The organism is Pseudomonas sp. 273 (genome assembly GCF_029201425.1).
Taxonomy (GTDB): domain Bacteria; phylum Pseudomonadota; class Gammaproteobacteria; order Pseudomonadales; family Pseudomonadaceae; genus Pseudomonas; species Pseudomonas delhiensis.
Genome location: NZ_CP116775.1, coordinates 1,042,782 through 1,065,115, shown reverse-complemented (window position 1 = coordinate 1,065,115; position 22,334 = coordinate 1,042,782). Strand labels below are relative to the sequence as shown.

36 protein-coding genes and 1 pseudogene are annotated in these 22,334 nt (G+C 59.8%); 3 read left to right on the top strand and 34 right to left on the bottom strand.

Annotated elements, in window-relative coordinates:
* Positions 1-15: 15 nt before the first annotated feature.
* The 3 genes from PKO50_RS05165 to PKO50_RS05155 form a co-directional block, all read right to left on the bottom strand.
* Positions 16-798 (bottom strand): hypothetical protein, encoded by a 783-nt coding sequence (locus PKO50_RS05165; RefSeq protein ID WP_275629025.1) that lies wholly within the window; start codon positions 796-798, stop codon positions 16-18.
* A gap of 89 nt (positions 799-887) precedes the next feature.
* Positions 888-1,808 carry an antA/AntB antirepressor family protein gene (locus PKO50_RS05160; RefSeq protein WP_275629024.1) on the bottom strand — a complete coding sequence of 307 codons (921 nt, stop codon included), beginning with the start codon at positions 1,806-1,808 and terminating at the stop codon, positions 888-890.
* A gap of 77 nt (positions 1,809-1,885) precedes the next feature.
* Positions 1,886-2,026 carry an Arc family DNA-binding protein gene (locus tag PKO50_RS05155; protein ID WP_275629023.1) on the bottom strand — a complete coding sequence of 47 codons (141 nt, stop codon included), beginning with the start codon at positions 2,024-2,026 and terminating at the stop codon, positions 1,886-1,888.
* 66 nt (positions 2,027-2,092) lie between these two features.
* Here PKO50_RS05155 and PKO50_RS05150 point away from each other — a divergent pair, with 66 nt between their 5' ends.
* Together PKO50_RS05150 and PKO50_RS05145 are read left to right on the top strand one after the other, a co-directional pair.
* Positions 2,093-2,398 (top strand): Arc family DNA-binding protein, encoded by a 306-nt coding sequence (locus tag PKO50_RS05150; protein ID WP_275629022.1) that lies wholly within the window; start codon positions 2,093-2,095, stop codon positions 2,396-2,398.
* A gap of 20 nt (positions 2,399-2,418) precedes the next feature.
* A complete protein-coding gene (locus tag PKO50_RS05145; RefSeq protein WP_275629021.1) occupies positions 2,419-2,679 on the top strand; it encodes a hypothetical protein in 261 nt (86 codons plus the stop codon).
* Here the strand turns inward: PKO50_RS05145 and PKO50_RS05140 are convergent.
* From PKO50_RS05140 to PKO50_RS04990, 31 genes and pseudogenes are all read right to left on the bottom strand, one after another.
* Positions 2,676-2,852: a hypothetical protein gene (locus tag PKO50_RS05140; protein ID WP_275629020.1), complete on the bottom strand. Its 177-nt coding sequence runs from the start codon at positions 2,850-2,852 to the stop codon at positions 2,676-2,678. The two genes, PKO50_RS05145 and PKO50_RS05140, sit on opposite strands and share 4 nt — an antisense overlap.
* A gap of 265 nt (positions 2,853-3,117) precedes the next feature.
* Complete coding sequence (locus PKO50_RS05135) at positions 3,118-3,333, bottom strand: hypothetical protein (RefSeq protein WP_275629019.1); 216 nt, start codon at positions 3,331-3,333, stop codon at positions 3,118-3,120.
* A gap of 119 nt (positions 3,334-3,452) precedes the next feature.
* Complete coding sequence (locus tag PKO50_RS05130; RefSeq protein ID WP_275629018.1) at positions 3,453-3,944, bottom strand: hypothetical protein; 492 nt, start codon at positions 3,942-3,944, stop codon at positions 3,453-3,455.
* Positions 3,945-4,004: 60 nt separating this feature from the next.
* A complete protein-coding gene (locus PKO50_RS05125) occupies positions 4,005-5,174 on the bottom strand; it encodes a phage tail tube protein (protein WP_275629017.1) in 1,170 nt (389 codons plus the stop codon).
* Between the two features lie 58 nt (positions 5,175-5,232).
* Positions 5,233-5,637, bottom strand: a complete 405-nt coding sequence (locus PKO50_RS05120; protein ID WP_058172786.1) for a phage tail terminator-like protein — start codon at positions 5,635-5,637, stop codon at positions 5,233-5,235.
* On the bottom strand, positions 5,634-6,188 hold the full coding sequence (locus PKO50_RS05115) for an HK97 gp10 family phage protein (protein ID WP_275629016.1): 555 nt from the start codon (positions 6,186-6,188) through the stop codon (positions 5,634-5,636). Before PKO50_RS05115 ends, PKO50_RS05120 begins: the two co-directional genes overlap by 4 nt.
* A gap of 2 nt (positions 6,189-6,190) precedes the next feature.
* The gene (locus PKO50_RS05110) at positions 6,191-6,571 is read right to left on the bottom strand and encodes a glutamate 5-kinase (RefSeq protein WP_275629015.1); all 381 of its coding nucleotides are present in this window, start codon (positions 6,569-6,571) and stop codon (positions 6,191-6,193) included.
* 3 nt (positions 6,572-6,574) lie between these two features.
* Complete coding sequence (locus PKO50_RS05105) at positions 6,575-6,967, bottom strand: hypothetical protein (RefSeq protein WP_058172783.1); 393 nt, start codon at positions 6,965-6,967, stop codon at positions 6,575-6,577.
* 39 nt (positions 6,968-7,006) lie between these two features.
* Positions 7,007-7,600 (bottom strand): hypothetical protein, encoded by a 594-nt coding sequence (locus tag PKO50_RS05100; protein ID WP_275629014.1) that lies wholly within the window; start codon positions 7,598-7,600, stop codon positions 7,007-7,009.
* Positions 7,601-7,648: 48 nt separating this feature from the next.
* On the bottom strand, positions 7,649-8,626 hold the full coding sequence (locus PKO50_RS05095; RefSeq protein WP_058172781.1) for a major capsid protein: 978 nt from the start codon (positions 8,624-8,626) through the stop codon (positions 7,649-7,651).
* 14 nt (positions 8,627-8,640) lie between these two features.
* Entirely contained in the window at positions 8,641-9,351 is a 711-nt protein-coding gene (locus PKO50_RS05090) for a hypothetical protein (protein WP_275629013.1), read from the bottom strand.
* Positions 9,352-9,449: 98 nt separating this feature from the next.
* On the bottom strand, positions 9,450-10,496 hold the full coding sequence (locus tag PKO50_RS05085; protein WP_275629012.1) for a minor capsid protein: 1,047 nt from the start codon (positions 10,494-10,496) through the stop codon (positions 9,450-9,452).
* On the bottom strand, positions 10,486-11,910 hold the full coding sequence (locus PKO50_RS05080; RefSeq protein WP_275629011.1) for a DUF4055 domain-containing protein: 1,425 nt from the start codon (positions 11,908-11,910) through the stop codon (positions 10,486-10,488). Before PKO50_RS05080 ends, PKO50_RS05085 begins: the two co-directional genes overlap by 11 nt.
* An 8-nt stretch (positions 11,911-11,918) precedes the next feature.
* Positions 11,919-13,403 (bottom strand): terminase, encoded by a 1,485-nt coding sequence (locus PKO50_RS05075; RefSeq protein WP_275629010.1) that lies wholly within the window; start codon positions 13,401-13,403, stop codon positions 11,919-11,921.
* Between the two features lie 2 nt (positions 13,404-13,405).
* Positions 13,406-14,005 (bottom strand): hypothetical protein, encoded by a 600-nt coding sequence (locus PKO50_RS05070; protein WP_275629009.1) that lies wholly within the window; start codon positions 14,003-14,005, stop codon positions 13,406-13,408.
* Positions 14,006-14,079: 74 nt separating this feature from the next.
* Complete coding sequence (locus PKO50_RS05065; protein ID WP_275629008.1) at positions 14,080-14,304, bottom strand: hypothetical protein; 225 nt, start codon at positions 14,302-14,304, stop codon at positions 14,080-14,082.
* Between the two features lie 131 nt (positions 14,305-14,435).
* The gene (locus PKO50_RS05060) at positions 14,436-14,693 is read right to left on the bottom strand and encodes a hypothetical protein (protein WP_043270573.1); all 258 of its coding nucleotides are present in this window, start codon (positions 14,691-14,693) and stop codon (positions 14,436-14,438) included.
* On the bottom strand, positions 14,690-15,016 hold the full coding sequence (locus tag PKO50_RS05055) for a phage holin family protein (RefSeq protein ID WP_275629007.1): 327 nt from the start codon (positions 15,014-15,016) through the stop codon (positions 14,690-14,692). Before PKO50_RS05055 ends, PKO50_RS05060 begins: the two co-directional genes overlap by 4 nt.
* 114 nt (positions 15,017-15,130) lie before the next feature.
* Positions 15,131-15,316: pseudogene (locus PKO50_RS34060) on the bottom strand (putative holin); the annotation flags it as partial.
* Between the two features lie 178 nt (positions 15,317-15,494).
* Positions 15,495-16,067, bottom strand: coding sequence for a hypothetical protein (locus tag PKO50_RS05045; RefSeq protein ID WP_275629006.1), 573 nt, complete (start codon positions 16,065-16,067; stop codon positions 15,495-15,497).
* Between the two features lie 70 nt (positions 16,068-16,137).
* Positions 16,138-16,380: a hypothetical protein gene (locus PKO50_RS05040; RefSeq protein WP_023127609.1), complete on the bottom strand. Its 243-nt coding sequence runs from the start codon at positions 16,378-16,380 to the stop codon at positions 16,138-16,140.
* Complete coding sequence (locus tag PKO50_RS05035; protein ID WP_275629005.1) at positions 16,380-17,021, bottom strand: recombination protein NinG; 642 nt, start codon at positions 17,019-17,021, stop codon at positions 16,380-16,382. Before PKO50_RS05035 ends, PKO50_RS05040 begins: the two co-directional genes overlap by 1 nt.
* A 106-nt stretch (positions 17,022-17,127) precedes the next feature.
* Positions 17,128-17,532, bottom strand: coding sequence for a recombination protein NinB (locus PKO50_RS05030; protein WP_275629004.1), 405 nt, complete (start codon positions 17,530-17,532; stop codon positions 17,128-17,130).
* Positions 17,525-17,800: a hypothetical protein gene (locus tag PKO50_RS05025; RefSeq protein ID WP_275629003.1), complete on the bottom strand. Its 276-nt coding sequence runs from the start codon at positions 17,798-17,800 to the stop codon at positions 17,525-17,527. Before PKO50_RS05025 ends, PKO50_RS05030 begins: the two co-directional genes overlap by 8 nt.
* Positions 17,793-18,005: a hypothetical protein gene (locus PKO50_RS05020; RefSeq protein ID WP_275629002.1), complete on the bottom strand. Its 213-nt coding sequence runs from the start codon at positions 18,003-18,005 to the stop codon at positions 17,793-17,795. Before PKO50_RS05020 ends, PKO50_RS05025 begins: the two co-directional genes overlap by 8 nt.
* 115 nt (positions 18,006-18,120) lie before the next feature.
* Positions 18,121-19,524 carry a DnaB-like helicase C-terminal domain-containing protein gene (locus tag PKO50_RS05015; RefSeq protein ID WP_275629001.1) on the bottom strand — a complete coding sequence of 468 codons (1,404 nt, stop codon included), beginning with the start codon at positions 19,522-19,524 and terminating at the stop codon, positions 18,121-18,123.
* Entirely contained in the window at positions 19,514-20,329 is an 816-nt protein-coding gene (locus tag PKO50_RS05010) for a hypothetical protein (protein ID WP_275629000.1), read from the bottom strand. Before PKO50_RS05010 ends, PKO50_RS05015 begins: the two co-directional genes overlap by 11 nt.
* A 32-nt stretch (positions 20,330-20,361) precedes the next feature.
* Complete coding sequence (locus PKO50_RS05005) at positions 20,362-20,760, bottom strand: GIY-YIG nuclease family protein (protein WP_275628999.1); 399 nt, start codon at positions 20,758-20,760, stop codon at positions 20,362-20,364.
* Between the two features lie 3 nt (positions 20,761-20,763).
* Complete coding sequence (locus PKO50_RS05000; RefSeq protein ID WP_275628998.1) at positions 20,764-20,955, bottom strand: hypothetical protein; 192 nt, start codon at positions 20,953-20,955, stop codon at positions 20,764-20,766.
* A 1-nt stretch (position 20,956) separates the two neighbouring features.
* Positions 20,957-21,268 carry a CII family transcriptional regulator gene (locus PKO50_RS04995; RefSeq protein ID WP_275628997.1) on the bottom strand — a complete coding sequence of 104 codons (312 nt, stop codon included), beginning with the start codon at positions 21,266-21,268 and terminating at the stop codon, positions 20,957-20,959.
* Between the two features lie 2 nt (positions 21,269-21,270).
* The gene (locus PKO50_RS04990; protein WP_275628996.1) at positions 21,271-21,483 is read right to left on the bottom strand and encodes a YdaS family helix-turn-helix protein; all 213 of its coding nucleotides are present in this window, start codon (positions 21,481-21,483) and stop codon (positions 21,271-21,273) included.
* A gap of 87 nt (positions 21,484-21,570) precedes the next feature.
* Here PKO50_RS04990 and PKO50_RS04985 point away from each other — a divergent pair, with 87 nt between their 5' ends.
* The gene (locus PKO50_RS04985; RefSeq protein ID WP_275628995.1) at positions 21,571-22,320 is read left to right on the top strand and encodes a S24 family peptidase; all 750 of its coding nucleotides are present in this window, start codon (positions 21,571-21,573) and stop codon (positions 22,318-22,320) included.
* Positions 22,321-22,334 lie beyond the last annotated feature (14 nt).

The following is a 22,334-nucleotide window of genomic DNA, read 5'->3' as shown; positions in this document are numbered from 1 at the left end:
TAAAAATTCTCTTGGCTACATTGCGCCAGGGCTTATTCCAACGCGGACAGGAACCACTTTCCCTTGAGAGTCAACGATACTCATCCCGGCGATTTTCACCCTAAAAAAGCGGTGGTAAACGACACCATCATTCGGATTGGATAGCGTAGGGCTCCCACCCCTGACAGATTCCATGTAGTACGGAGCAACAGGAACTGACGTTATACATATTGAATAATTTCCATCTTTTGCTCCACTCCAGGGATCAGAAAACAGGAATGGATTCAAAAACAGAAGAGGTTTTTTTGGTATAGGATCAAAAACCAGATGAACGCTATCCGCGCTAAAAACCTCTACCGAGGCGGTAGCTCCAAATGCATTCTGACCTTCATATTGCCCTACCTTTTCCGAGTTAAAAGCGACGTCAACCGCGGGAATTAAAACATCAACATTAGAGACAATATCGGAAGGGGAGTCACGATATCCCGCTATCTGAGCATCATATAGATACTCATTATAACTGGTCATCCCGGTTGCCTGATCAAACTTCAGATTTGCATCAGATATCTTTTTGCACACTTCAAAATCGCCGACTTTTCCAACCCTTTTGAAATATGCCTCATTGGTTTCAAATTTACCTTGCGCCCCTCCGAGCGATTTAGCAATGGATATCAGTTCGGCAGGGCTTATAGCTCTTAGCGAGGAAGGACTCTTAACTTCAGCAAATGGCGCATATATTTGATTTTTTCCTGCTACGCCGCCTTGTGAGGCACATGCGGTTAATATTGATGCGATGATAAGAGTGATTAGAATTCGCATAGCGCCTCCATTCCATTGAGGCGCAGAATCTACCATGCCACCAGCACCAAAACCCAGCCTGGGCTGGGTTTTGGACTTTACGATGTCGATCAGTCGGCCGGATGACCTACCGGGCAGCCCTTGGCGATGCAGTCCTGCGGACGTAATGCACTCCCTTCGCGGTTGCGAAAATATGCAACCAGCTCTGGCGCCGCTCTCTCGAACATCTCCGCACTATTCTGCATCTCCCGGAAGAACTCCCAGGTTTGGGCGTGGAACTTCGGGTTCAAAGCCTTCACCGCGCTGCCAATACCCTGATCCCAGCGGTAGCACACCCAATAGGTGTAGTGGATGAGGTTGTCAACGTACCGCGCTGCGTATTGATCCAGCACGAAGGCGCCGGGCTTTTCCTGCCTCGGCAACCACTCCCCTTCCTTCACGCTGTACGAGGCGATGAAGTTCCGAGCGCTGTCCAACTGCTCTGCCGGGATGTCCTCGGCGCGCACCACGCTGAACGCCCGATGCACCTGTTGCCAGATGTGGTTCTTCGCCGCACGCTTGGCGCCGCCCTTCAGCAGGCGAAGCTTTCCATCCAGGACGGCAGCGAGGCAATGGAAGCCGTCGGTGCCGATGGTCTGGCCGCGGATGGTGGCGACATCTTGCGGGGCGATCTGCTGCAGGCGCTTCTCGCAAGCGATGAAGTAACGGCGCGCCTGGCGTCCCTTGTCGTTGCGCTCCACCATCGACAGTTCCTTGGCCATGTCCAGGGTGATGTGGTATTCGCGGCTCGGACGTCCACCGGAGCTTTTACTCAGAAATGAGTAAAAGTCCTCCCCATCCTGGAAGCCGTATTCGGCAATGCGCCGAGTAGCCCAGTCGTTGAAGCGCGCATCCACTGAAAGAAAGCGATGCAGCGAGCGCGCATCCACCAACTGCGCCTTTTCGTCCCTGAGAGTGCCAACAAAGACAGGCACGGCCTGCTCCGTCTCGCTCTGGACGTTGTTTTCTACTGAAATTGCGGTAGCATTCATCTCGTGAACTCCTTCCAAAGTTTTCACACCCGAAGCCCTAGGTGTTCCAGCACCTGGGGCTTCTTCGTTTCTGGCCATCAGGCCGCCTGCCGCTTCAGTTGCGACAGGAGCTCCACCAACTGGCTGTTCATGGAGCGGTTCTGCTCTTTCGCCTGCTGCTTTACCCAGTCCATCAGGTCGCTCGGAATCCTGACCTGGGTTCTGGTCATCTGCTTCATTTCAGCCTCCGACTAGTGACACTCAGTCACTATACGAACCACTTTCCGTAGTGTCAACCTAGTGACATGGATGAAATCTACCGCTCACAATTCAGGCTGCCATACCCGCTGTATGAGCAGCTCAAGGCCTCCGCAGATGCCAATCGCCGCTCGGTCAACGCCGAGCTAGTCGCTCGCCTGGAAGAGAGCTTCAGGAAAACCCAGATACCGAACGACTCAGGCTTCGGCGGCGATCTGCGGGAAATGGGATTCTCAACGACAGATGAGGCCGCCAAGGCCTGGGCCAATCGCATGTCTAGGCCGGAAAGCCGGGCGGAACTGGAGAAGCTGTTGGAAATCTTGCTGAAGATGCTCAGCTCGCCAAACAACTAGCCGCAACCAAGGATGAGGCCATGTCCGTTACGATTCACAATCCACGCCAAGACCGGCTCGATGAAACGCTCCTGCAGTTCGACAGCTACTCACCGGATCAGCATGTCGAATTCATGCAATCGCTCGACTACGAAGCGGCCCACCAACTAGCCGCCGACGGACTCATCAACTGCATCGTCACCAAGATGACGAGCGGCAGGTATAGATTGCGATTCACCGGCTCTGAGCATCTGACGCCAAAGGGGCGTCAGCGAATCTTCGAAATCACTGGCCAGATTTAATCTGGCTTTGTCAGCCCATCCCGCTCGGCCGCAACCTCTTCCAGGTCCATGTGCAGCCGGGTGATTTCCTCGTGCAGATCAGCCGCGGGGCCGGTGAGGTTCATGGGACCCCAGGCGCCACTCTTCAGCATCGCTGCCATTCGAATGACGCTTTCCTCTAGCTCGGCGTGCATTGTCTTCTCCTTCGTCATGGCGCCTTCACCACCAGCGGATGGCCGCGACCAGTGGCGGGAGCGCCCACACCATCGCGACGAACCAAAAGCCCCAGGCCAGCCTGCGCAGGCTCTGGTTAGAAGCGAGAAGCTCAAACACTTTGCGCACCTCTCGGTTAACGTTAAAATCCACGTATGTTCTGCTCCTTGTCCTTCCAAGGGGTGGAAACAAAAAGCCCCGGGCGCTGCGAACGCTCGGGGCTTTTGCTTTTCATCTGGAGCCAGGTCAGTCCTTCTGCTCCTTCTTCTCGTTCTCCGCTGCCCATTGAGCACGGAACTCATCATCGAGGGCGAGGACGGCTTCCTCTACTTCCTCGCGGGGGATTGCAGTGGGAAACCTCTGGAGATAGGCGTCGATATCGCGATGAGAGAGCGCTGCGGGGGCGCCGATCATGCCGATGTACTGCCGCCCCCGGCTGATTCGGTTGTACGCTTCCAGCACCTCCGCACAGACCTCATCTATCTTTGGCTCGGGTGGAACCGGCAGCTTGAATCGCTCGTGCTGCCAGCGCTTCTTCTCATTGTCTGGCCCAGCCCACTCCCTGGCCCAGCGATATGCGCTCAGGACTTTCCCACAGTCTCCTGGGTGCGTTCTGCGGCCCTGGTGGCGATATCGGTGCCGACCTTCAGGGCGGACCAGTACAACTCCGGATACTGGCCGAGCAGCACGCGCCCACGCTCCGGGGTGTACTCGGCAGGAACGCCCTTCTCTTCCTCCTCCTGCACACCTTTCCAATCCCGGATCAGGTGCTTGGCGACCAAGCCGATCAGCATGTCGTCCATGGAGTCGAATTTGACCGGCTCCAAGATGACGGGGTTGAAGTCGCGAGTGCCGACGCGGGCCTGCGCATCGATCGAGGCCATATGGCGCTGGATTAGGGCATGGTGCGAGCGGAACAGCGGGTTGGCGGTGGAACAGACCAGTAGCGAAAGGTCGGCGCCATCCTCCATGTCAACCAGCAGCAGGTGCTCGCCCTCCTCGTCCAGCTTGAAGTGCACCCAGCGGGTGCCATTGAGGTCGAGCTCGGGTTTCTTCTTCAGGGTGATGGCCATGGTGTTCCTCTGCGGTAAAAAGGCCCGACGCGCACCGCAGGGCGCGCCAGGCAAGGTGAATTACGCGGTTACGGTGATCGCGCAGGTGTCGGTTTTGGTAGGATCGGCCACGCTGGTGGCGGTGATAGTGGCGCTGCCGACGGCAACACCGGTGACCAGGCCAGTCTCGCTGACGGTCGCCTTGGTGGTGTCCGAGGAAGACCAGGTGACGGTCTGGCTCGCGCCGACCGGCAGCACGGCGGCTTCCAGGTCCACCTCGTCGCCGACGGCTACCGAAACGGTGTCCGGGGTGACGGTGACGCTCGCGATGGTCACCGGCGCCGGCAGGCGCGTGATGGTGGGCGGCACACGGCGGCCGGTGTAGTTCAGTTCGACCTGCACGATCTCCTGAGCACCGGCGTCGGGCCAGCCACCGCTGACCTCGAGCTCCGGCAGCAGGATGGAATAGCCGCCATCGGCGTTGCTGATGGTGAACTCCAGGCTGATCGCATCGCCGGTCTGCTGCTTCTTCCAGTTCTGGTAGGCCAGCTTCGACCAGGCGATAGTGATCGATCCAGACGGAGTGAAGGTCGTAGGGATGATATTGCCCGGGAACGGGTTGCCGTTGCCGATGCAGCGCTGAGTCTGAACGGCGTTGTCGAACTGCAGGGTGAAGGAATCGACGCAGGCGTTGTCCTCACCCACTTGGATGCCGTCGATCTTCAGGCCGCTGATGTCCTTGAAGCCGAAGCGGCGTTGCGAGGCCTCAGGCTGGGCGCTGACGATGTAGGAGGTGTCGTCGGCCTTGTCCGCCCAGTCGCGGGCAGCGAAGGTCGTGGTGACGGTAACCTCGTTGTCTCCGGGGAAGTCAAAGGCTATGGTGGCGACCTGGGCGCCGCGGGCGATGCCAGCCACGCCGATGTCCGCCGCGTAGGTGGCCAGGGAGAAGGTGATTCGGTCATTCCCCATGGTCAGCACGTTGGCGGCCCAGGCCTTGCCGAAGCACGAGGCCATGAACTCGTCGAGCGCGCCATAGCGCCATTTCGTCTCGATGTCACCGCCCACGTCCACGGTGGTCTGGGCGGTGCCCTGGGCCATCCGGTCGGCGCCGATTTCGTTGTTTTCCTCGGTGTTGTAGGTCGGAGTCACGCCGTTGCTGATGCGGGTCAGCGTGTTCCAGTTGCCGGCCGGGGTGACGCCGGGGGTTACCTCTTTGATCCAGGCGAGCTGGACCTTCGCGCCAGAACTCATGGGGCGATTCTCCTGTGTAGGCGAAAAAAACCGCCGGGCTGGCGGTGGAAGGGAGGCCTCAGTAGGCCCGGTATGGAATCTGGATATTCACTTGGTACCAGTTGTTTCCGTCATCACCGATGACGCTGGCAGAGGCTGCGAAGAAGTCGAGCGGTCCTTCTGGCGCCGTGTAGAACTGGAAGTGCTCCACCAGGGTGTCGGCTGCCTTGGTGATAGCTAGTGTGCCGCTATAGCTGGGCACGAACAGTTGAATGATGACTATCCCAGTTCGACGCACACATGGGCCGATGCCAATCTCCGGCGCACTGGACAGGCCAGGGATATCCGTCAGGCGTGCCCAGATGCTTTTCCCCGCAGTGTCAAACGGCTGGGAATTATTCGGGTAATCGATGTTCGCAGAAGGGATTCCTGCCCAGTCCTGCATGCGCCCGATGATGACTGCACGGATCTGTTCGAAGGTCATGAGCTATAGGCCTGGGAAACGCCATGGAACGACACGGCATAGATGCCACCAGGCGCTTGAGTCGAATGACCGTCCTCAAGGGCCTCGCTGTATGGGAGGTTGTTCTGGATGTAGACGACCGAATAAGGCCCTACCGACTGAATCACAGTTGCGCCATTGCTGATCGTGGTAGCGCCTGATGGATCAACGGAATCGGTCTGCGCATAGCTCGGGTCGCCAACTGTCACGATGTTGTTGGCCCTGAAGCGGCCGCCGACATACCCCTTGCCGGCGGCCAGGTCTTTCACGAAGAAGTTCTGCTCGCGCTCCTTCTTGGTCAGCTTCTTGTTGCCCAGTTGCGCAGCCATGGTGTCGTATGCGTCGGCCATCGCTATGTTGTTAGCCTTGCGCTCCTGATTGACCTTCCACAGGTCAGGGTTTCCAACCGGAGACCTCAGAACTACCTCTTGAAGCATGGCCATAGCGATAACGCGAGTTCGCTCAGCTACTGCTGAATCGATCTTCTCGCGAAACATCGAGGGAGGCGTGCTCCATGTTCTCCCCTTGGCCATGGTCACTTCCTCAGTTGGATTTCGTAATGCGCCTTGGCCGGGTCGATACCGGGATTGACGACTCGGTACGTGACCGGATCGCCCGTGATCAGGTCGCCGACAGTGATCTGGTGCCCCACTGCCGGCTTGTCGGTGACCTCGTTTGTCAGGCAGATCAGCAGCACGTCGCCCACCAGGATGTTGAGGCCGTCGATGCGCCGGCTGTCGTAGCTGTCGAGCACGCCGCGGCCTGTGTAGGTGACAGGCTGGGCAGTGGTCGTTTCGCTGACCGGATCCCAGACGCCAGGCCCCATGTAGCTCCCTGTGAATGTGGAAACAGCGTCTGCTAGGTCTTCGTCAAAGGCCTCGGCCAGGTCGGCCTGGATATCGTCTCGAAGGCCCATGTCCTATCCCCTGTCCACACGGAATGCGAAGGGATTGCTGCGCCAGGGCGTGAGCAAGGCCAGGGCCAACTGCACGCATGCAGGCTGCGCGGCGGTACTGGTCAGGTCAATCGATCCGAACGTCTTGCTGGTCGTAACCGAGCCGGCCTTGACCATCTTCGCCTCAAGCGATCCCTCGGTCTGCTGCTGGTATAGCTTGCCTTGGGAGGCACACTTGGCCAGCCGGGCACCGGCCTGCTTCACATCATCAGGGATGCTGTCCATGTCGATGCCGACCAGGTTCAGGGCGGTCAGATAGGCGTTTGCCTCGAAGACCGCTTCGTCCTTGTCGGCGTCAGGCGCCCAGTCAGCCCCGAGGATTTCATCCACGTCGGCCACGGTGATGTAGATAGCCATCAGGCCTCCGCTTGAATGAATTGGACTAGAGTCCAGGGGTTACTGCTGCCCGAGTTCGGCGACCAGTTTTTGCAGCGATTCCTTCGAGGCGTTGGCGCGGTAGGTGACGCCGGCCTCGTCGAGGCGCGCCTTCAGTTCAGCCACATCCATGGCTTCACGATCCTCTTCGGCCTCATTCTCGCGCTTAACCGCCTGAGCCAGCAGATCATCCACCTGCTTTTGCAGCAGATCGGCCTTCTCGAATTCGCCGTCGCGTTCGCGCTGCAGCCTAGAGATGCCTGCATTGACGGCTTCCAGAACCTGGAACAGTCGCTCGGCGGTTTCACCCAGCTCGCCTTCAGGGCGCTCCAGTCGCTGCGCTGCGAACGACTCAACGATCACGCCGACAGACGCCAATTCGGCAGTCAGACGATCGATAGCGTCCCGACTCGGGTCATCAGCCTCGACAACCACGATCGCCTGGCGCAGGCCTTCGCGAATGGTGACCTTGGGCACGTCGTCGGCCTCTCCATTGCGGTTGGGCGCCACGTTCGCATCTACGATGACCAGTCCATGTTCCTTGGCCAGCGCCTTCACGTCTTCCTGGTACCGATGAAATGGCCCTGGCAGGTACCAGATATTGTTCTTGCTCATGCAATAGCCCTCGGCGGGCCAGGCATTACACCTGGCCCGCCATCAGCGTTACTTGGAAGCGTCACCGATCAGAGCGACGCCGGCGGTGTGCTTGATGCTGGTGGCCGTCTTGTCCCAGTTCGAGCCAGTAGCGATCTCGGCATCGGTCGGGGACTTGCCGCCGTTGGTTTGGTCCCAGGTATAGCCTTTGAGGCCCAGGCCGAAGGTGTAGTCGACCTGCAGGGTGGTCTCGATGCGTTCCTTGCCGTTGGTGGTCGAGACGTTGCTGATCAGGTCGCGACCATCGTGGACCAGTGCCGCACCCTGCACGAGCGAGAGGATGATCTCCAGGTCAGGATCCTCACCCGCGCCGGCCTGCATAAGCGCCGGGGCGTCGGTGACCACAGACACCTTGCCCAGGATGTCCACCACGCGAACGTTACCGGCCTGGAACAGCTGTTCGCTGTTAGCCAGGGCCTGGCCGATCAGCTTGTGGTAGGTGGTGCCCTGCATCACCTGGGTGATCAGGTTCTGGCTGGCATCGCCGAACTTCGCGTGAGCGTTGTTCAGGCCGGCCTGGCTGATGCCGGCAGTCGCCGATACGTCATTGACGGCTGCAGCCTGGGCGGTGATCGCGGCCACCAGGGCGGCGATGGCGGTGTTCAGCTGGTCCTTCAGCAGGATCTCGGCGAACGCGCGGGATGCCACTTCGATGCCTTGGGCGGTCGGGCGCTCCAGCCAGGTCATCTGCGACGGCTCGTAGCGAACCGGGCCGAAGCCGCCAGCCACCTTCACCGAGGTGTTTTTCAGCTCGGTCAGGTCGGTGATCGGTGCGGCACCGTTAGCGGCGTAGCGATCCACGCGGCGTTGGGCAGCGGCCAGGGTCTGGAAGAACGACTCCTGGAGGAAGTCGCCGGTGAAGCCGTCCGGGGACAGCACGATGGCGCCGCGGCTGGCGGCGTTGAACGCAACGAGCATCTGATCCAGCGTCTCGATGGTCGCCGGCATGATGTACTCGTTGAAAACCTGCATTTGCGACAGGGACATGGGTGTAGCTCCTTTTACTTGACTGGAAGGTCGGGGAACCGGCTAGAAATCGCTGCCAGGCGCTCCTCTTTGGTACCGCCGATGTTGCCTTTCGCGGCCCCGCCGCCTTTTCCAGCACCGCCGGCCCCGCCGCCAGATGCCTTGCTGCCAGCGATCAGCGGCGCGAAGGCCGGATCGTTGGTGAATTCTGCTTTCAGCTCATCCAGAGTTGCCGCGGAGAGCTTGCCGGCGGCGTCCAGTACGACAACGGTGGGTTTGCCGTCGCGCTGCTCGACGCTCAGCCGGCGTTCGATATGGGGAAGCAATGCCTTGGCGCTTCCAGGGACAGCCAGGGTGGTGGCGATCTCGGTTGCTGTGCGCCCCACGGTCAGATCCCGGATCTGGCCTTGCAGGGTGGTGCGCTCAGTTTCCAGGGCGGAGGTCAGTTCGGCCTCTCGGCGGCTGTACTTCTCCGACCAGGACTTTTCGAGCTCCTCGACGTTGCCCGACTTGCGCAGGGCCTCCTCGCGCTCCAGGCGAGCCTGCTCTTCTGCTGCCTTGCGCTTGTCGGCTTCGACCTTCTTCTCATCCAGCAGCTCTTGGACTTTGGCCTTCAGGCCGGACACGTCCTCCTGCTGCGGCAGGCCCTCGATGGCCAGGACAAACTTTCCATCCTTCTCTGCGTACATGGCCTGGATGGATTCATCGAGGCCTTCGAGGCTGTCAATCTGGTATTTCAAGGTCATTGCTGTCTCCCAGAGACGTTGAGCAGGCCCTGCCTGCGGATACAAAAAAGCCCCGGCTCGGCCAGGGCTTGGATATGTCTGTTGGTGCTGCGGATAGATCAATTCATGCCAGCACGTTCAAAGGCCATGGGCTCACGCTCGCGTAACTCTTTGAGCGTCAAGGTCCGGCCGTCGTCGTCGACAAACCGGTCTATGGTCAGCTCGCCCTTGCTGAACAGCTTGTAGCGGGCAGGGCCAAGCACGTCCTCCTGGAACGCTGCCGGCTGCCTGGAGAGCCATTCGCCATAGGTTGTCTTGCTGCTCACCTGCTCGGCGCCGTCCGGGCCAACAGCTGGGCGAGTCGAGCCAGGGATATCCCGAGCAAACTCATCCTTGAGCACCGGTATCTCAGTGGTCCGGCAGCTCCAGTGGAACGGCGGCGACGGCGCGGTCATGGGCACCACAGTGCCGTCCAGTGCTCGGCAGAGAGGCGTTGTCCTGCTATCGAGCGTGGCGACACGACGTTTTCCCTTGAGAATGTCGTCGTTGTCGGCCATGACCTGCGCCCGCGCCGAGGTGGCGATATGGTTGGTCATGGTCCGCACCAGTGCCCCGGCCTGGTCGCGCTGCTGCACGCCCAGGGAGGTGAGCCGGCGGGTAATCTGCCCAGTCGTCTCGCCAAGCGCCGAGCCCATGCGGATCTCGCTGATGATCTCGGCGCTCTTCTTCGTGCCGTACTGGTCGAGCGCGCCGGCGATGCTGATGCGCTGCCGGCCCTTGCCGACCTCCAGGTCTAGCGGGTCAGCCAGTGCCGCCGCGGTCACCTGCTCGATGCTCGGCTTGTTCAACTGGACAACCGTCTTCACGACCTTGCCCAGCAGAGTCATGTTGAACTCGGCTTCGTAGCCGGCGAAATCAGTCAGGTCGAGCACGGCCTGCCGCTTCATCTCACCGTAGATCTGCGCCAAATCGCCCTGGAGCGTCGAAATCTGCTTCTCGTACCGCTGGGTACCATAACGGCTCAAGCCCTCTGATACGCGCGATTTGGCGGTGCTGATGGCCTTCGTTATGAACTTGGCCAGGCGCTTTAGGCTACCCCCGGCATAGTGCTGGACATGGACCTGGTGGCGGGTAGCAGCATCGGACAGATAGCCGTCACTGCTCATCTCCGCCACCTTCAAGGCCGTCACCCGTTACCGGCGGCTGCTGTTCCAGTTCCTCGTCGATCAGTTCGTCGCTGCGATCCGCCTCCAGGACGCCGCCCTGGCGCAGGTTGGTGCGCACATCCGACTTGGCGATGATGCCCTGCTGCCACAGTTGGACCTGGGCCAGGATGTCCTGGGCGGTCATCGTCTCGTCGAAGAACGACTGATTGAGCCAGAACACCGTCCCGGCATCGTCTGGCTCGCCAATCATGAAGCGCTCGGCGTCGAGAATTGCTCGCTTCAAGGCCTCAGACACGTTTCCGGCAATGGTTCCCAACACGCTGTTGTCAGAGCTGTAGCGGATGCGCACGGCCTCGGCTGTCTCAGCGCCGCCTGCCTTCTGGACGATGCGGGCGCCGATCATCAGCATCTGCTCTTCCTTGTCCTTCATCAGCGTGCGGGCAAGCTGGCTCTCTTCCGCCTGAACAAGGTCGGCCGATCCGGTCTTGCCGAGATTGAATCCTCTGGTAGAGCCAATGTGGATGCCGTTCGGGTTCAGCTTGGCGAACGAGTCCGCATCGATGTCAGTGGTGATGAACAGCGTGGGCTGGCTGCTGATGAAGCCGCTCTCTTCCACCGTGGCGCTGTTGCCATAGTGGAGGATGTTCACGTCGGCCAAGTCTTCAAGCGGCGACTTGTCGATGCTGGCGTCATTGTTCTGGGAGCCGTAGAAGCTGAACAGGATGTGATCGAAGGGTTTGCCGTTCTTATCGAGCGGCTGCGTCTCTGTGTAGCTCTTCCCATCCTCTGCATAGACGCGCTGAACGTATCGGCCGCCGACCAGCAATAGAACGCGATATTGAGTACCGGTGGTCCGTTCCAGATTCTCGACGCTGAACTCCGATACGCACTCAAGCAGACACACATAGACCAGGCGCTTCACGCCGTCGATGACCTGTTCATCCCAGTCGATGATCGATTCGGCACCGTAGTGGTGAATCAGGGCGCGGCGCCCCTGCATGTCCGCCATCGAGGAAACGCCTTCGACGGCCGGAAAATCCACCAAGAATCCACCGCGCCCAGTATCCAGGCACTCACCTACGGAGTCCTTCGACAGTTGCTCCAGGCTCGTGCCGTCGCCGCTGGCGTTCTCCTTCAGATATTCAACTCCGGCTGGCAGAGTCAGCTCGGCAGTCTTGCGGAATACCGCGCCCAGCAGGCCGGTGCGCGTGCGGCCAGTGATGTTCAGGAACATCGCCCGCTTTTTGTACTGCTTGTAGCGTGCCAGGTTCTCGGGAGACTTGTTCTCCGGATCAGGCATCGGCAGGTATTCGTCGTGCTTGCGCACTTCGCGTGCGCCGGCCACACAGCGCTTGACCAGCAGCCAGCCGGGCAAGGCCTCCGAATACTCTGCCCGGGGAGTGAAGTTCGGCATGGGTGGCCTCAGAAAGTGAATGTCACAGGTACGTGCTTGACCGTGGACCGCTTGGTCTTCGCCACAGCGAAATAACGGAATGCATCTGATCCGTGGGAAGACCAGTCATGCAGGGGCTTGTCCTTCCAGCACCCGTGCTTCTCGTCCCACTCCTTGCGGTAGTTCTCCAGGGCGTTCAGGCCCTCTTCGCACATCGCCTCGTCGAAGGCGCAGCGCGGCAGAATCTCGCGGACCTGCTCGATGCCTTCGTCGACACCCAGCTTCGGGACCACGTTGAACTTGATAGCGTATCGCTGGCCGTCGATCTCGTAGCCTTCCTTCGCCAATTCACGGCGTGTCTTGCCGTCGCTGCCGAACTCGCGGTTATCGATGTCGTGCGGCCCCCAGTGTTCGCCGTACTGGTAGGCCTTGTCCTTCAGCACCTTCATGTAGTGCCGCAGGCCTTCGCCGCTGTTCTCGTAGTAGTCGACGACGTGGAACTCTTCGCCAACTTCCCGAACGAACCAGATCGCGGTGGAATCGCCAACGCCGATGTCCCAGAAGGTGTGAACCGGCTGATGGCTGTTGTCGGGCAGTTGGCCAATGCGCTTGGCGGCGTAGAGTTTGGCGAATTGCTTGGCGTAGTAGGCGCCCTCGACCGACTGCTGGAAGGCCTCCGCCGGCGTCGACGGGTATTCCCGCTTCATGTCGTCGCCGAGGGTGCGCTCCTTGGCGACGTACCAGGCCTTCTGGCCTTCGCTCAGCTTTATGCCGTGCTTGGCCTCAAGCTCCCTGAAGTAGTCCTGCAGGCGCTGCGGTGCAGGTGCAAGCGGCTCAACCTGGTACTCAGGGCTCCGCCACCACGGGAAGAAGAAGAACTTCCAGTCCAGCTTGCCCAGCGGCGCGCCGGTGATCTTCTGTTTCTCCGCCGCCTGGCTGAAGTCGAAGAAGTAGCCGGCCCGACCTTCTGCCGTCGACTCAATGGTGACGACGCAATCAGCGGCCACCGCCTCGAAGGCGCCAGTGACAATCTCCCGGGCCTTGTCCGGGTATTTGGCGCAGATCTTCCCGAACTCAGAGACGTGCAGGTAACGCAAGGTGCCGCCGCGGAACGAGGTGCTGACGTACAGCGAGCCGCCCTTGGCGAATACCAGCTCACCGGCCGCATCATTCCTCGCAGGGTTCGCCTTCCTGATCTGCTCAGGCAGATGGTCGTAGGCGTACTTCACCTTCTCGCGGAACAGGCGCTTGGCGTCGTTCAGCGTGTGAGCGATCAGTGCGCACTTGGCCGACTCGAACAGCGCCGCATCCAGTTGGATGATGCATTGCTCAGTCGTGAAGCCCAATTGCCGGGCCTTCAAGATAATGTTCCGGGTATGCAACCCCTCGAAGTAATCGAGTTGCTCCGGCGTCATCCGGAACCGGACCTTCTTACCGTGCCGGTCCGTGATGAAGTAGAGGTTGTTCAGGCGCCATTGCTTGTCCCTGAGCAGCTTCAAGTGCTCGGGTTTCATGCTTAGGCTTCCTTCGATAGCTCATCCATCAGTTTGGACAGCTCGTCCGAATCGGTCGGGGTGTCCTTGTCGTCCAGGCCGAATGCCTGGCGCTCCAGGATTTGCAGGTTCTTCATGGCAGAGGACAGCTGGAACAAGGTCTTGGCATTGCTGGGGAGCGCCACCGCGGCGAGCATGCTGGCCCGGCGCATTCCGTTCTTGTCCTCGCGCGTCTCGTCCTCGATCGCGTCCTCGATCTCTTCCCGCTTGCGGATGGTCAGCAGCAGGTCGTCCATCAGCAGATCAGCAAGGTTCGCGGCCTTGCGAATGTCGCGCCGATGCGAGCGAACTACGGTGGCGCCCTCCTGGGCTGCCTCCTCGATGATCTCGGCATCGTTCTCAGGGTTCGCAGGTTGGTCATCGCGAACCTCGCCGCGAACCAACTTGTTGCGAACTTCCTTGCGGACCTGCTCGGATAGGTCTCTCTCCCATCCACCGGCTTTGGCACGCTTGCGGATGGCAGTGTCACTGACACCCTGTCGCTCAGCGATAGCGCGAATGGACAAAGCGCCCGCCCGGTAGGCGCGTTCGATTGCCTCCCAGTCAGGTTGCTTGGCGTCCATATTGATCCCTATCGCTGCTTGTAAATAAAAAACCCCGCCTGAGCGGGGCATAGCCTTGGAGTGAATACAGCGGCTCAGGCGCGCTTTACCTCGATACCAAGGCTGACTATTTCGAAGGTATCGTTATCGATTCGGTTTACGGCTCCGCCAGTTGCCAGAGCGTATCTAGCAAGCGATGGAATACGGTCACCATCAAAATCAATGATCCATTCTTGGTATCGGACGATGGTGTACTCCCTTCCGGAATCATCCTTCGCCCTGAACACCTCTTCCCTGGTTTCTTCGTGTCGGCTCGCCATTCTCGATCCTCTGCAGGAACAATTGAGCCTTCACGATAACCGAACAGTCATAATGACGGAATGGATTGCCATCACGCGCCCTCCGACTCGGCGCTCCTGAAATTGTGCTCGATCAGTCATGGGCCTCGGCATCAGTCTTCCCGTGAGAGCACGTAATCCATCCAAGAAGCCTCGCCCAGCCTGAACATGGCCAGAACTTGGAGGTCGTCTGCCTTGGGACCGAATCCGAATATCTCGACCTGACCGTTCTCGCCCATCATCGCCAGTGCGCCAATCTCGCAGGGAGAAAGATCGCCGCTCTTCAGCTGTTCGATGACGCTCTCAAGGGCCTGAACTGCGTCTCTCCAGCCTTCGCGCTGGAACTGAACGACCTTGAGGTCTGCGCTCATTTCGCCCTCCGGCGCTCAGCGCCATTCCAGCGCTGGTCCCAGTCGATGCGGATGATCCTGGCTACGTTTCCGCGGGCCCGGTATACCAGCACAGCGAGAACCAGCAGGATGATCAGCAGCCAGGGGGAAAGGCTCGGTTGGGGGTGGCCATGCAGCATGTCGAGGTAGACCGAGAGCGAGTAGCAGCCGGTCCCTACACACAGCAGGTAGGCTAGTAGCGAAACGCCAGCCCGGTAGCGTGCACCTTCCCTGCGGTAAGCGGCGATGCGAACGCAAATGGCACTGCAGATGAACGCAGCGCCCAACGCCCAGGGATCAACCATTGCGACCTCCAAAGCGGTCCGCGATGAAGCGGAGCCAACCTGGCGTCTTACCCCCTGCACCCACTCCAGCAAGCTGGTGCCCACCACGACGCAGAAAAGCGCGCCACCGAAGGCGACGAGGCCGGATGTCTTGGCCCAGTCGCGCCCTACCGCTTCGCTGGCAACGTAGTACCCCACGATCCATGAGGCGATGAAGTACCCCAGACGCCCCCAATGGGAGAGATCCTTGGCATAGACGACGAAGAACATGGCGCCGGCGAAAGCGCCGATCACCGCGTTCAGGTCAATGCCGGGGAACATGGATGCGCCGCTGATGCCGATCAGGCCGACGACTGCTGCGGCTCCGGTATCGGACATTGGCTACTCCAGAAATGGAAAACCCGGCTCTTGGGCCGGGTTTATTTATTGCCAATCCTTCATACGCAAGATCGGCAGGATGAATAAAATATCGCTCATATGATCGCTAATTGCAATAGCCCTATGCCACCGCTTCGAATAGCAGCCCCTCGGCTGTCAGAATCTCTCCGGCGGCGATCACAGCTTCTTCCTCCATCTCATCCAGCTTCTTGCGGATGTCACCCCTCCAGCGACGACGAGTTGATTCCGGCCGACCATCCAGATCCCAGGTGTTCATGTCGTAGAAAATGTCCTTGAGAACAATCATGTCGGTCGAGCGCTTTCCCTCAGCGCCCCGGAGTGGAGGAATCGCCCAAGCCGTCACTGCTTTCTGAATAAACAGCTGCGGTGCATGGCTGGCGATCAGAGGGCAGAGTCGGCCAATGGACTGAATCTTCCTTGCTTTGTGCGTGCTGTAGCGCGCCACCAGGGCATCCCAATGCCTTGGCTTGAGCTGGCTGTGCAGGCGGGCGAATACCCAGCAATCCACGTCATTGCGCGCCAGTTCTATTCCTCGGCCGGCGAGCGTGGCTAGATCAAGCCCATCCTGATACCCAGGCCGGTAGAGCTTCTGCCAGGCCTGCTTGCTGGTGTTGTCGATGGTCTCGGCGGCGAGAGCCGATACGACCGCGGCAAGAACGCTGGTGTAGATCATTCCCCTTCCCCCTTGATCAGCCCGTACTCTCGAAGGATTGCCCATTGCTGGGCGATCCAGTCTTCGAAATTCATCCCGTCACCTTGAAGATTTCGACCTCACCGAACTCTGGAGCCCAATTGACCGAGAACCCGAACTTCAAGGCGGTCTTTTCAGTATCCAGGTCGCAAAGACACTGCTGGCCCTCCATGGCATCGCCAGACATGGAAACCAGATCCGCAATCTGGCAGCCAATTGCTGCGGCGAGCTCGTCGGTATCGGTCGCGCAATCGATGCATTCACCGTTCACAGTCACGGCAAGCCAAAGGCACATCAGGCAGTCCTCTTCTTCAGTTCGCGCAGCTTGGCGCGGTACTCGGCCGTGATGGCCTTCAGCTCATCGTTGGTGTATTTGCGAGGCTGGTGATCGGCTTCCAGGGCCTCTACCGCCTCCAGGCCGATGCGTTCGATCAGGCCCTCACGGAACCCTTGGGAAACGGTCAGCCCCTTCCTGGCGTACTTGCTGGAGCCGGCGTTACAGGCTTTACATTGCAGCCATATGTTGGACGGCTCCAGGCGATGCTCAGGACGGGCTCCCTTACCGAGGAAGTGACCGGCATCGAAGGCGCCACCGGTCTTCCACCCCTGGGCCGCCTGGATCTCTGCCTGAGACTTCCCGCAGCTGATGCAGCCACTACCGATGGACAGCTCGTAGGTGCGGCGGTAGTCGCGAACCGCTTTCTCGGCGTCCTTCACGAAGTCGCTGTGACTCTTCAGCTTCTCCTTCCGCGCCTTGATCTCCCGGCGGTTGCGGTCGGCGATGGCCTTCCTGGCCGGAGCCTGGTGCTTGTCCTTGGTGGCCAGGGCGCAGGCTGGGGAGCACACGCGCTGCCCCAGGCGCTGCGGGATGAACTTGGTGCCGCATTCGGTGTTCTGGCACTTTTTCGGGCGGGGCTGGCGGGTAGATAGGTTCATACGAACTCCCAAATCAGCGCAGCCGAGGCGAACCAAAGAGCCGATGAAATCTGACCAGTGATGAGCGACAAAAAGGTCATACCGAGAAGGAAGATGGTGAACTTGCTCATGCCGCACCCTCCCAGTAATCCCGCGTGGTGAACTTCACGCCGTGCTCGGCCGAGAAAGCTTCCATCACCAGGAACATCTCGTTGAACCACTTCTTGGATTGCTTGCGGGTGGAGACGCCCAGGACCACGAACCCACCGTTGATGCCCGGAACGGCATCCTGCTGCTGAACCGCGGCGCTGAAGATGTGCTTCCAGCTCTCGTCGTCCAGCTTCCGGCCGTACCACTCCACTTGGTTGGAGATGTCGCGCAACATGGCCCACATGCGCCTGTTCTGCGCGTCACTGCGGGCTTCGTCATGCAGGCTCCAGGTCTTTCCTTCGGCCAGGTCGATGCGCTGCAGGATCGCTATGGCGCGCTGGCGGTCGGTCTCGTTGCGGATGGGGAATCGGGGGTTAGCCATTATTCGCCCTCCGCTCGCAGTTCTTGCAGCGCTTCCAACTGCCGGCCGAGAACATCGGCACCCTGTCCGCGGTGACGGCATCCACACCGCAGAGAGCTACCCAGTACTTCTCGCGCCCATGCGGGCCGATACTGTCGGCGTAGATGAGCTCGAAGTAGTGGGCCTTGTTCCCGCAGAACGGAGCCTTGCCCCAGCCTTTCTTGCCGGGAAGGGGGCCGTCAGATACCTGAGTTGTCGGGCTGTTGAGGCGATCAATGAAGTCAGACATTGCGCGCCTCCAGCATCTGGTCCGCGAATTCGTAGGCAGCCCTGCTGTACTCGCGCATGTTCTTGTAGGGCATATGGGTGCCATCGTCGCCAGTGACGCCCCAAGTGCCTTTCATGATGAGCGTCTGCAGAGTGCGCATGGCGATCTCGTCGCGCAGGGCAACCAGGTCGGCGGGATGCTTCGCTGCAGGAATGAGAACAGCCATCACTCCACCTCCGCAGTCGGCCAAATCGAACGAACCACTGCGAGCGGGTCGCAGTCTTCCATCAGGATCATCACGAAGGGCGCGCGGCCGGGGATGATGACGTTCCAGGAGCGTTTCATTGTTGGGCACCTCGCGGTTTGAAGTCGGCGACCATGGAGCGGGCGGACTTCCGTTGCGGACGCACCTGCTGCTCCTGCTGTTCTTCTCGCGCCTGGGCGCAGCTAACGAACCGGGCGAATTCACCCTGGAACTGCAGCAGGCAGAAACCTGGCTTCGCGTGCCGGCACTTCACGACGTCGAGTTCGGTGATTCCGTTCTGGCCCTGCGGAGAGTTCATGTCGCGGTGCGCCATGATGATTACGTCGGCGTCCTGCTCGATCTCGCCGGAGTCGCGCAGGTCGCTCATCTTCGGTTTGGCGTCGGCGCGGGTTTCGATGCTCCGGTTGAGCTGCGCCAGCGCCACGACAGGGATTCCAAGTTCCTTGGCCAGCGCCTTCAGTCCGCGGCTGATCGCGCCAAGCTCTTGGTTGCGGTTCTGGTGCCGACTATTCGGCTCCGGAGCGATCAGGCCCAAGTAATCGATCACAATCAGGCTGAGCGGCTTGGCGCGGTGCTGGAAACGTGCAATGGAGCAGATGCGGCTGAACGTCAGGGCACCCTTGTCGCAAATGCGGACGTCCCCATTGGCAACCTGGTTCACGGCAGCCGTCATGCGGGTGATGGAGTCTTCGCATTCCAGGGCCTTGCCGGAATCAATGGCTGCCTGGGAGACGCCGGACAGAGCAGCAAGCGAACGTTTCGCAAGTTCGGCCTGCGACATCTCCAGCGAGAAGATCAGTGCTGCTCCCTGGTTCCGAACGGCAATCTCATCGGCCAGCCCAACTCCGAGAACGGTCTTACCGGTTCCAGGACGACCGGCGATGATCGCCAGGTTCCCCGGGCGTAGGCCTTGAACAACCGCATCCAGGTCGGGCAGGTTGAACTTCAGACCAACCGACTGAGTTCCTCTCCAGCGGGTTTCCATCTCGTCGAAGACGGGCAGCATGGCCTCGCGCAGCGTCACAACGTCAGGCGTTTCGTCCTGGGCGTTGAGATCAAGAACGATGCTCTGTGCCTCGGCGATCTGCTCCGGAATCTTGCCGCGCTGCATGGCGATTTCCATCAGGCGCTCTCCAGCGGCATAGAGGTTACGCGCCCTGGAGCGCTCGACCACGACGCGTGCATAACTCTCGGCGTTGGCGGCGCTGGCGACGTTCTGCCATATCTCGGTGGCGTAGACCATCGTGTATTCGCCACTGGGCAGCTCTGCACGGACTTCAGCCAGGGACAGCGGATCAGGGACAACCTTCTTGGAGTGGCAGCCGAGGATCATCGTGTACAGCAGGGCGTTGTCAGCTTCGCTGAAGTCGGCCGGCGACAGGAAGGCACCGACGATTTCGCAGAGATCGGGGCGCTTCATCAGGGCGCCGAGAACGCCGTGCTCGGCTTCCATGGCGATCAGGGGGCGCTCATGCAGCATCGTACTTGCCCTCCATGAAGCGCTGAATCTTGCTGGCAGTGGTCAGGAACTCGAAGTCAGCGCGCCACCCGCGGTTGTTGTTGCCCAGCATGAATGGGCAATCCAGGACGTCGTTGAACAGCCCTTCCCAAAACGACAGGCCGCCATCGCGGACTGGGAATCCTCCGTCGAGCTTCAGGTTGTACGCAGCGCGGATGTGCTTGCGGTGTGCCTCGGTGACGCCCATGCAGCGCTTGAGCTTCCCACCAAGGATCTGGTTGTACAGGTCGCGAATTTTCTCGTAGGGGATGCGATCAAGCTGGAACAGCTGGGCGGTCTGGCCGGAGTCCGGCTCTTGCTCTGCTGCTTGCTGCGGATCGGCATGGGTCGAGGCGTCAGCGTCGACATGCTCTTTCTCTGGAATCAGAGAATCCGAAATCAGAGAATCAGGCGATCCTGGCGATTGCTCGGCACTGCCTTGGTTGTGCTCAGGCACTGCCTTGGTTGTGCCTTGTTCTTTCTTTGGCTGCTCAGGGGCATTGCCAGGAAGAGAGCTTGCCTGCTCGCGGACATGAGGTGTCTGATGCTTGGCAAAGTTCAGCACCTGAATGAGCTTGGCCTCGGCAATCTCATAACGATGAATGAACCCGGCCTTGGCGAGGTTATCCAGCATCAGGTCAGCATCTACGTTGTCGTAGGGAAGAGCCTCGGCCTTGATCCGCTTCGGGCGATCCTCAAGACGCCCCTCCCGGTCGGCCAGCATCCAGAGGTAGATGAACAGCAGGCGAGTGAGAGGATCTAGCTCTGCTAGGTCTTCGTTGGCCATGATTCCCGGCTTGATATTGCGAGCTCGTGCCATTACCAGTCCTCCCCAGTTTCAGTTGGAGCCAACTGGGAAGTCGCGGTGGCAGCCTTAGCCTCCCGCTCCTTGATCAGCTCGTATTGCATATCGCCGTCCAGCCATTCAGTTTCGATATCGCAGTTGCTGAGCAGCCAGTTGTAGATAACCAGCGGGTTGCAGTGGAAAAACTCACGATTCGGAGATACCCGAACTGCATCAAGCTCACGATGCAGAGCGCGTTCCGTCTGGAGGGCGCTATCCACTTCGACGTAGAACAGAATGTCGAAAGGCTCGGGGACCGATGTTGAATTGGAGAGCTCGAAGCACCGCTGTGATGGTGCACGATCAGTCTTTCCAACCTTGTAGATGCCAGGCATCGAGGGATTGGACAGGCAGTAGATGAACCCGTAATTCATGGGTTATGCTTCCTGTGTCAGTTGCATTTCCACGCGTTTCTCGGCTGCCACCGAGCCACGCACCGACAAGGCCCTGTAGCGCTCGCTCAGGGCCTTGTTCATTTCCTTCCGAACGCCAACGCTCCGTTCCACCAGCTCTTCAGCAGCGACTGCCATGGCGGCATAGTCTTCAGCGGTGAGGCGTTGGCGGACCATTTCAGTCCCACCCCAGCGGGCCCGGCCGCTTCTTCTCGGCGCGCAGCCCAAGCTCTGCCAGCGTCTCCAGCGAGCGCAGATAGTCCGCGTTCACCACCACCGCCTGCTCAGGCACCAGCTGCAGGCCGAGATGCGCAAGCACCTTGCACCAGCGCTCGATCTCGCCTTCCTTCCAGCGGCTGACCGTGGACTCGCTCACGCCGATTGCGTCGGCCACGGTCCTCTGCCCAACGGACAAAAGCCTGCTCAAGAGCAGCGCTTCGAAGTCCCGTGCCCTTGTGTCCAGGTCAGGGCTTAATTGGTTGGCGGTCATGGTTAGGCGGCCATAGAGGCGCGGCTAAGCGCCGGGCACAGCTCAATAGCCTTGAACGCGCCAAGGGTTTCAGCCTCTGCACGAAGCGCAGTTACAGCGCTCATGCCGTGTCGGCCGGACACCCAGCCAGATACGGTGCCTTGCTTCACTCCGAGCGCTTCGGCGGTCTTCACCTGACCATGGAAGTGCTCAACAAGGCGCTCGAAAACATTCATCGCCAATCCTCCTTATAGGATTTCCTATAAATCTACACATAGGCAATCCTGTTTGCAAGGATATAGGCGCACCTATATAAGGCTGTGATGGAATACAAAGACCGTTTAAAGGCCGCGCGCCGGTATGCCAAGCTCACCCAGGCTGGATTGGCCAAGGCCGTTGGCATCACTCAAACCTCGATCTCAGACCTTGAGAGAGGCAAATCCGTCTCCTCCTCATACAACGCCAGCATTGCGAAAGCTTGTGGAATAAGCGCGCTTTGGTTGGAGCGAGAAGAGGGTGCAATGGTCGTAGATTCTCAGAATCCGCCATCCGGCTCTGAGAATCTGGATGTAAGGCACTTGGATCAGGACGGGATTGATGTTTCCTCGCTTCCCGCTCCTCTCGCCCAGAAAATCAGCAGCTATCGATCCAAGGTAAGCATCGATCGCTTCGATGTAGCCGGCTCGATGGGGCCTGGGACCGAGCCGCCAGACCTGCACAACATCGTCGATTCAATGACGCTAGACGCGGCCTGGGTGCGCCAGAACCTGGTCTACACGGCGGTCGAGAACATCAAGCTGATTTCCGGCCGGGGCGACAGCATGTCGCCGACCATCAAGAATGGCGATCCCCTGCTGGTAGACGTGGGCATCACCTCGGTCGAATGCGATGCCATCTACTTCTTCCTGATGGGGAGGCAGTTGCAAATCAAGAGGATTCAGCGGCACCTGGATGGGCTCACAATCCTTTCGGACAACGATCGGTACAAGCCGGTTGAAATTGCCGCCGAGCGCGAGGAAGAACTGACGATCTTCGCCCAGGTGATCTACGGCTGGAATGGGCAGAAGTTCTGAGCCAGGTCATCTGG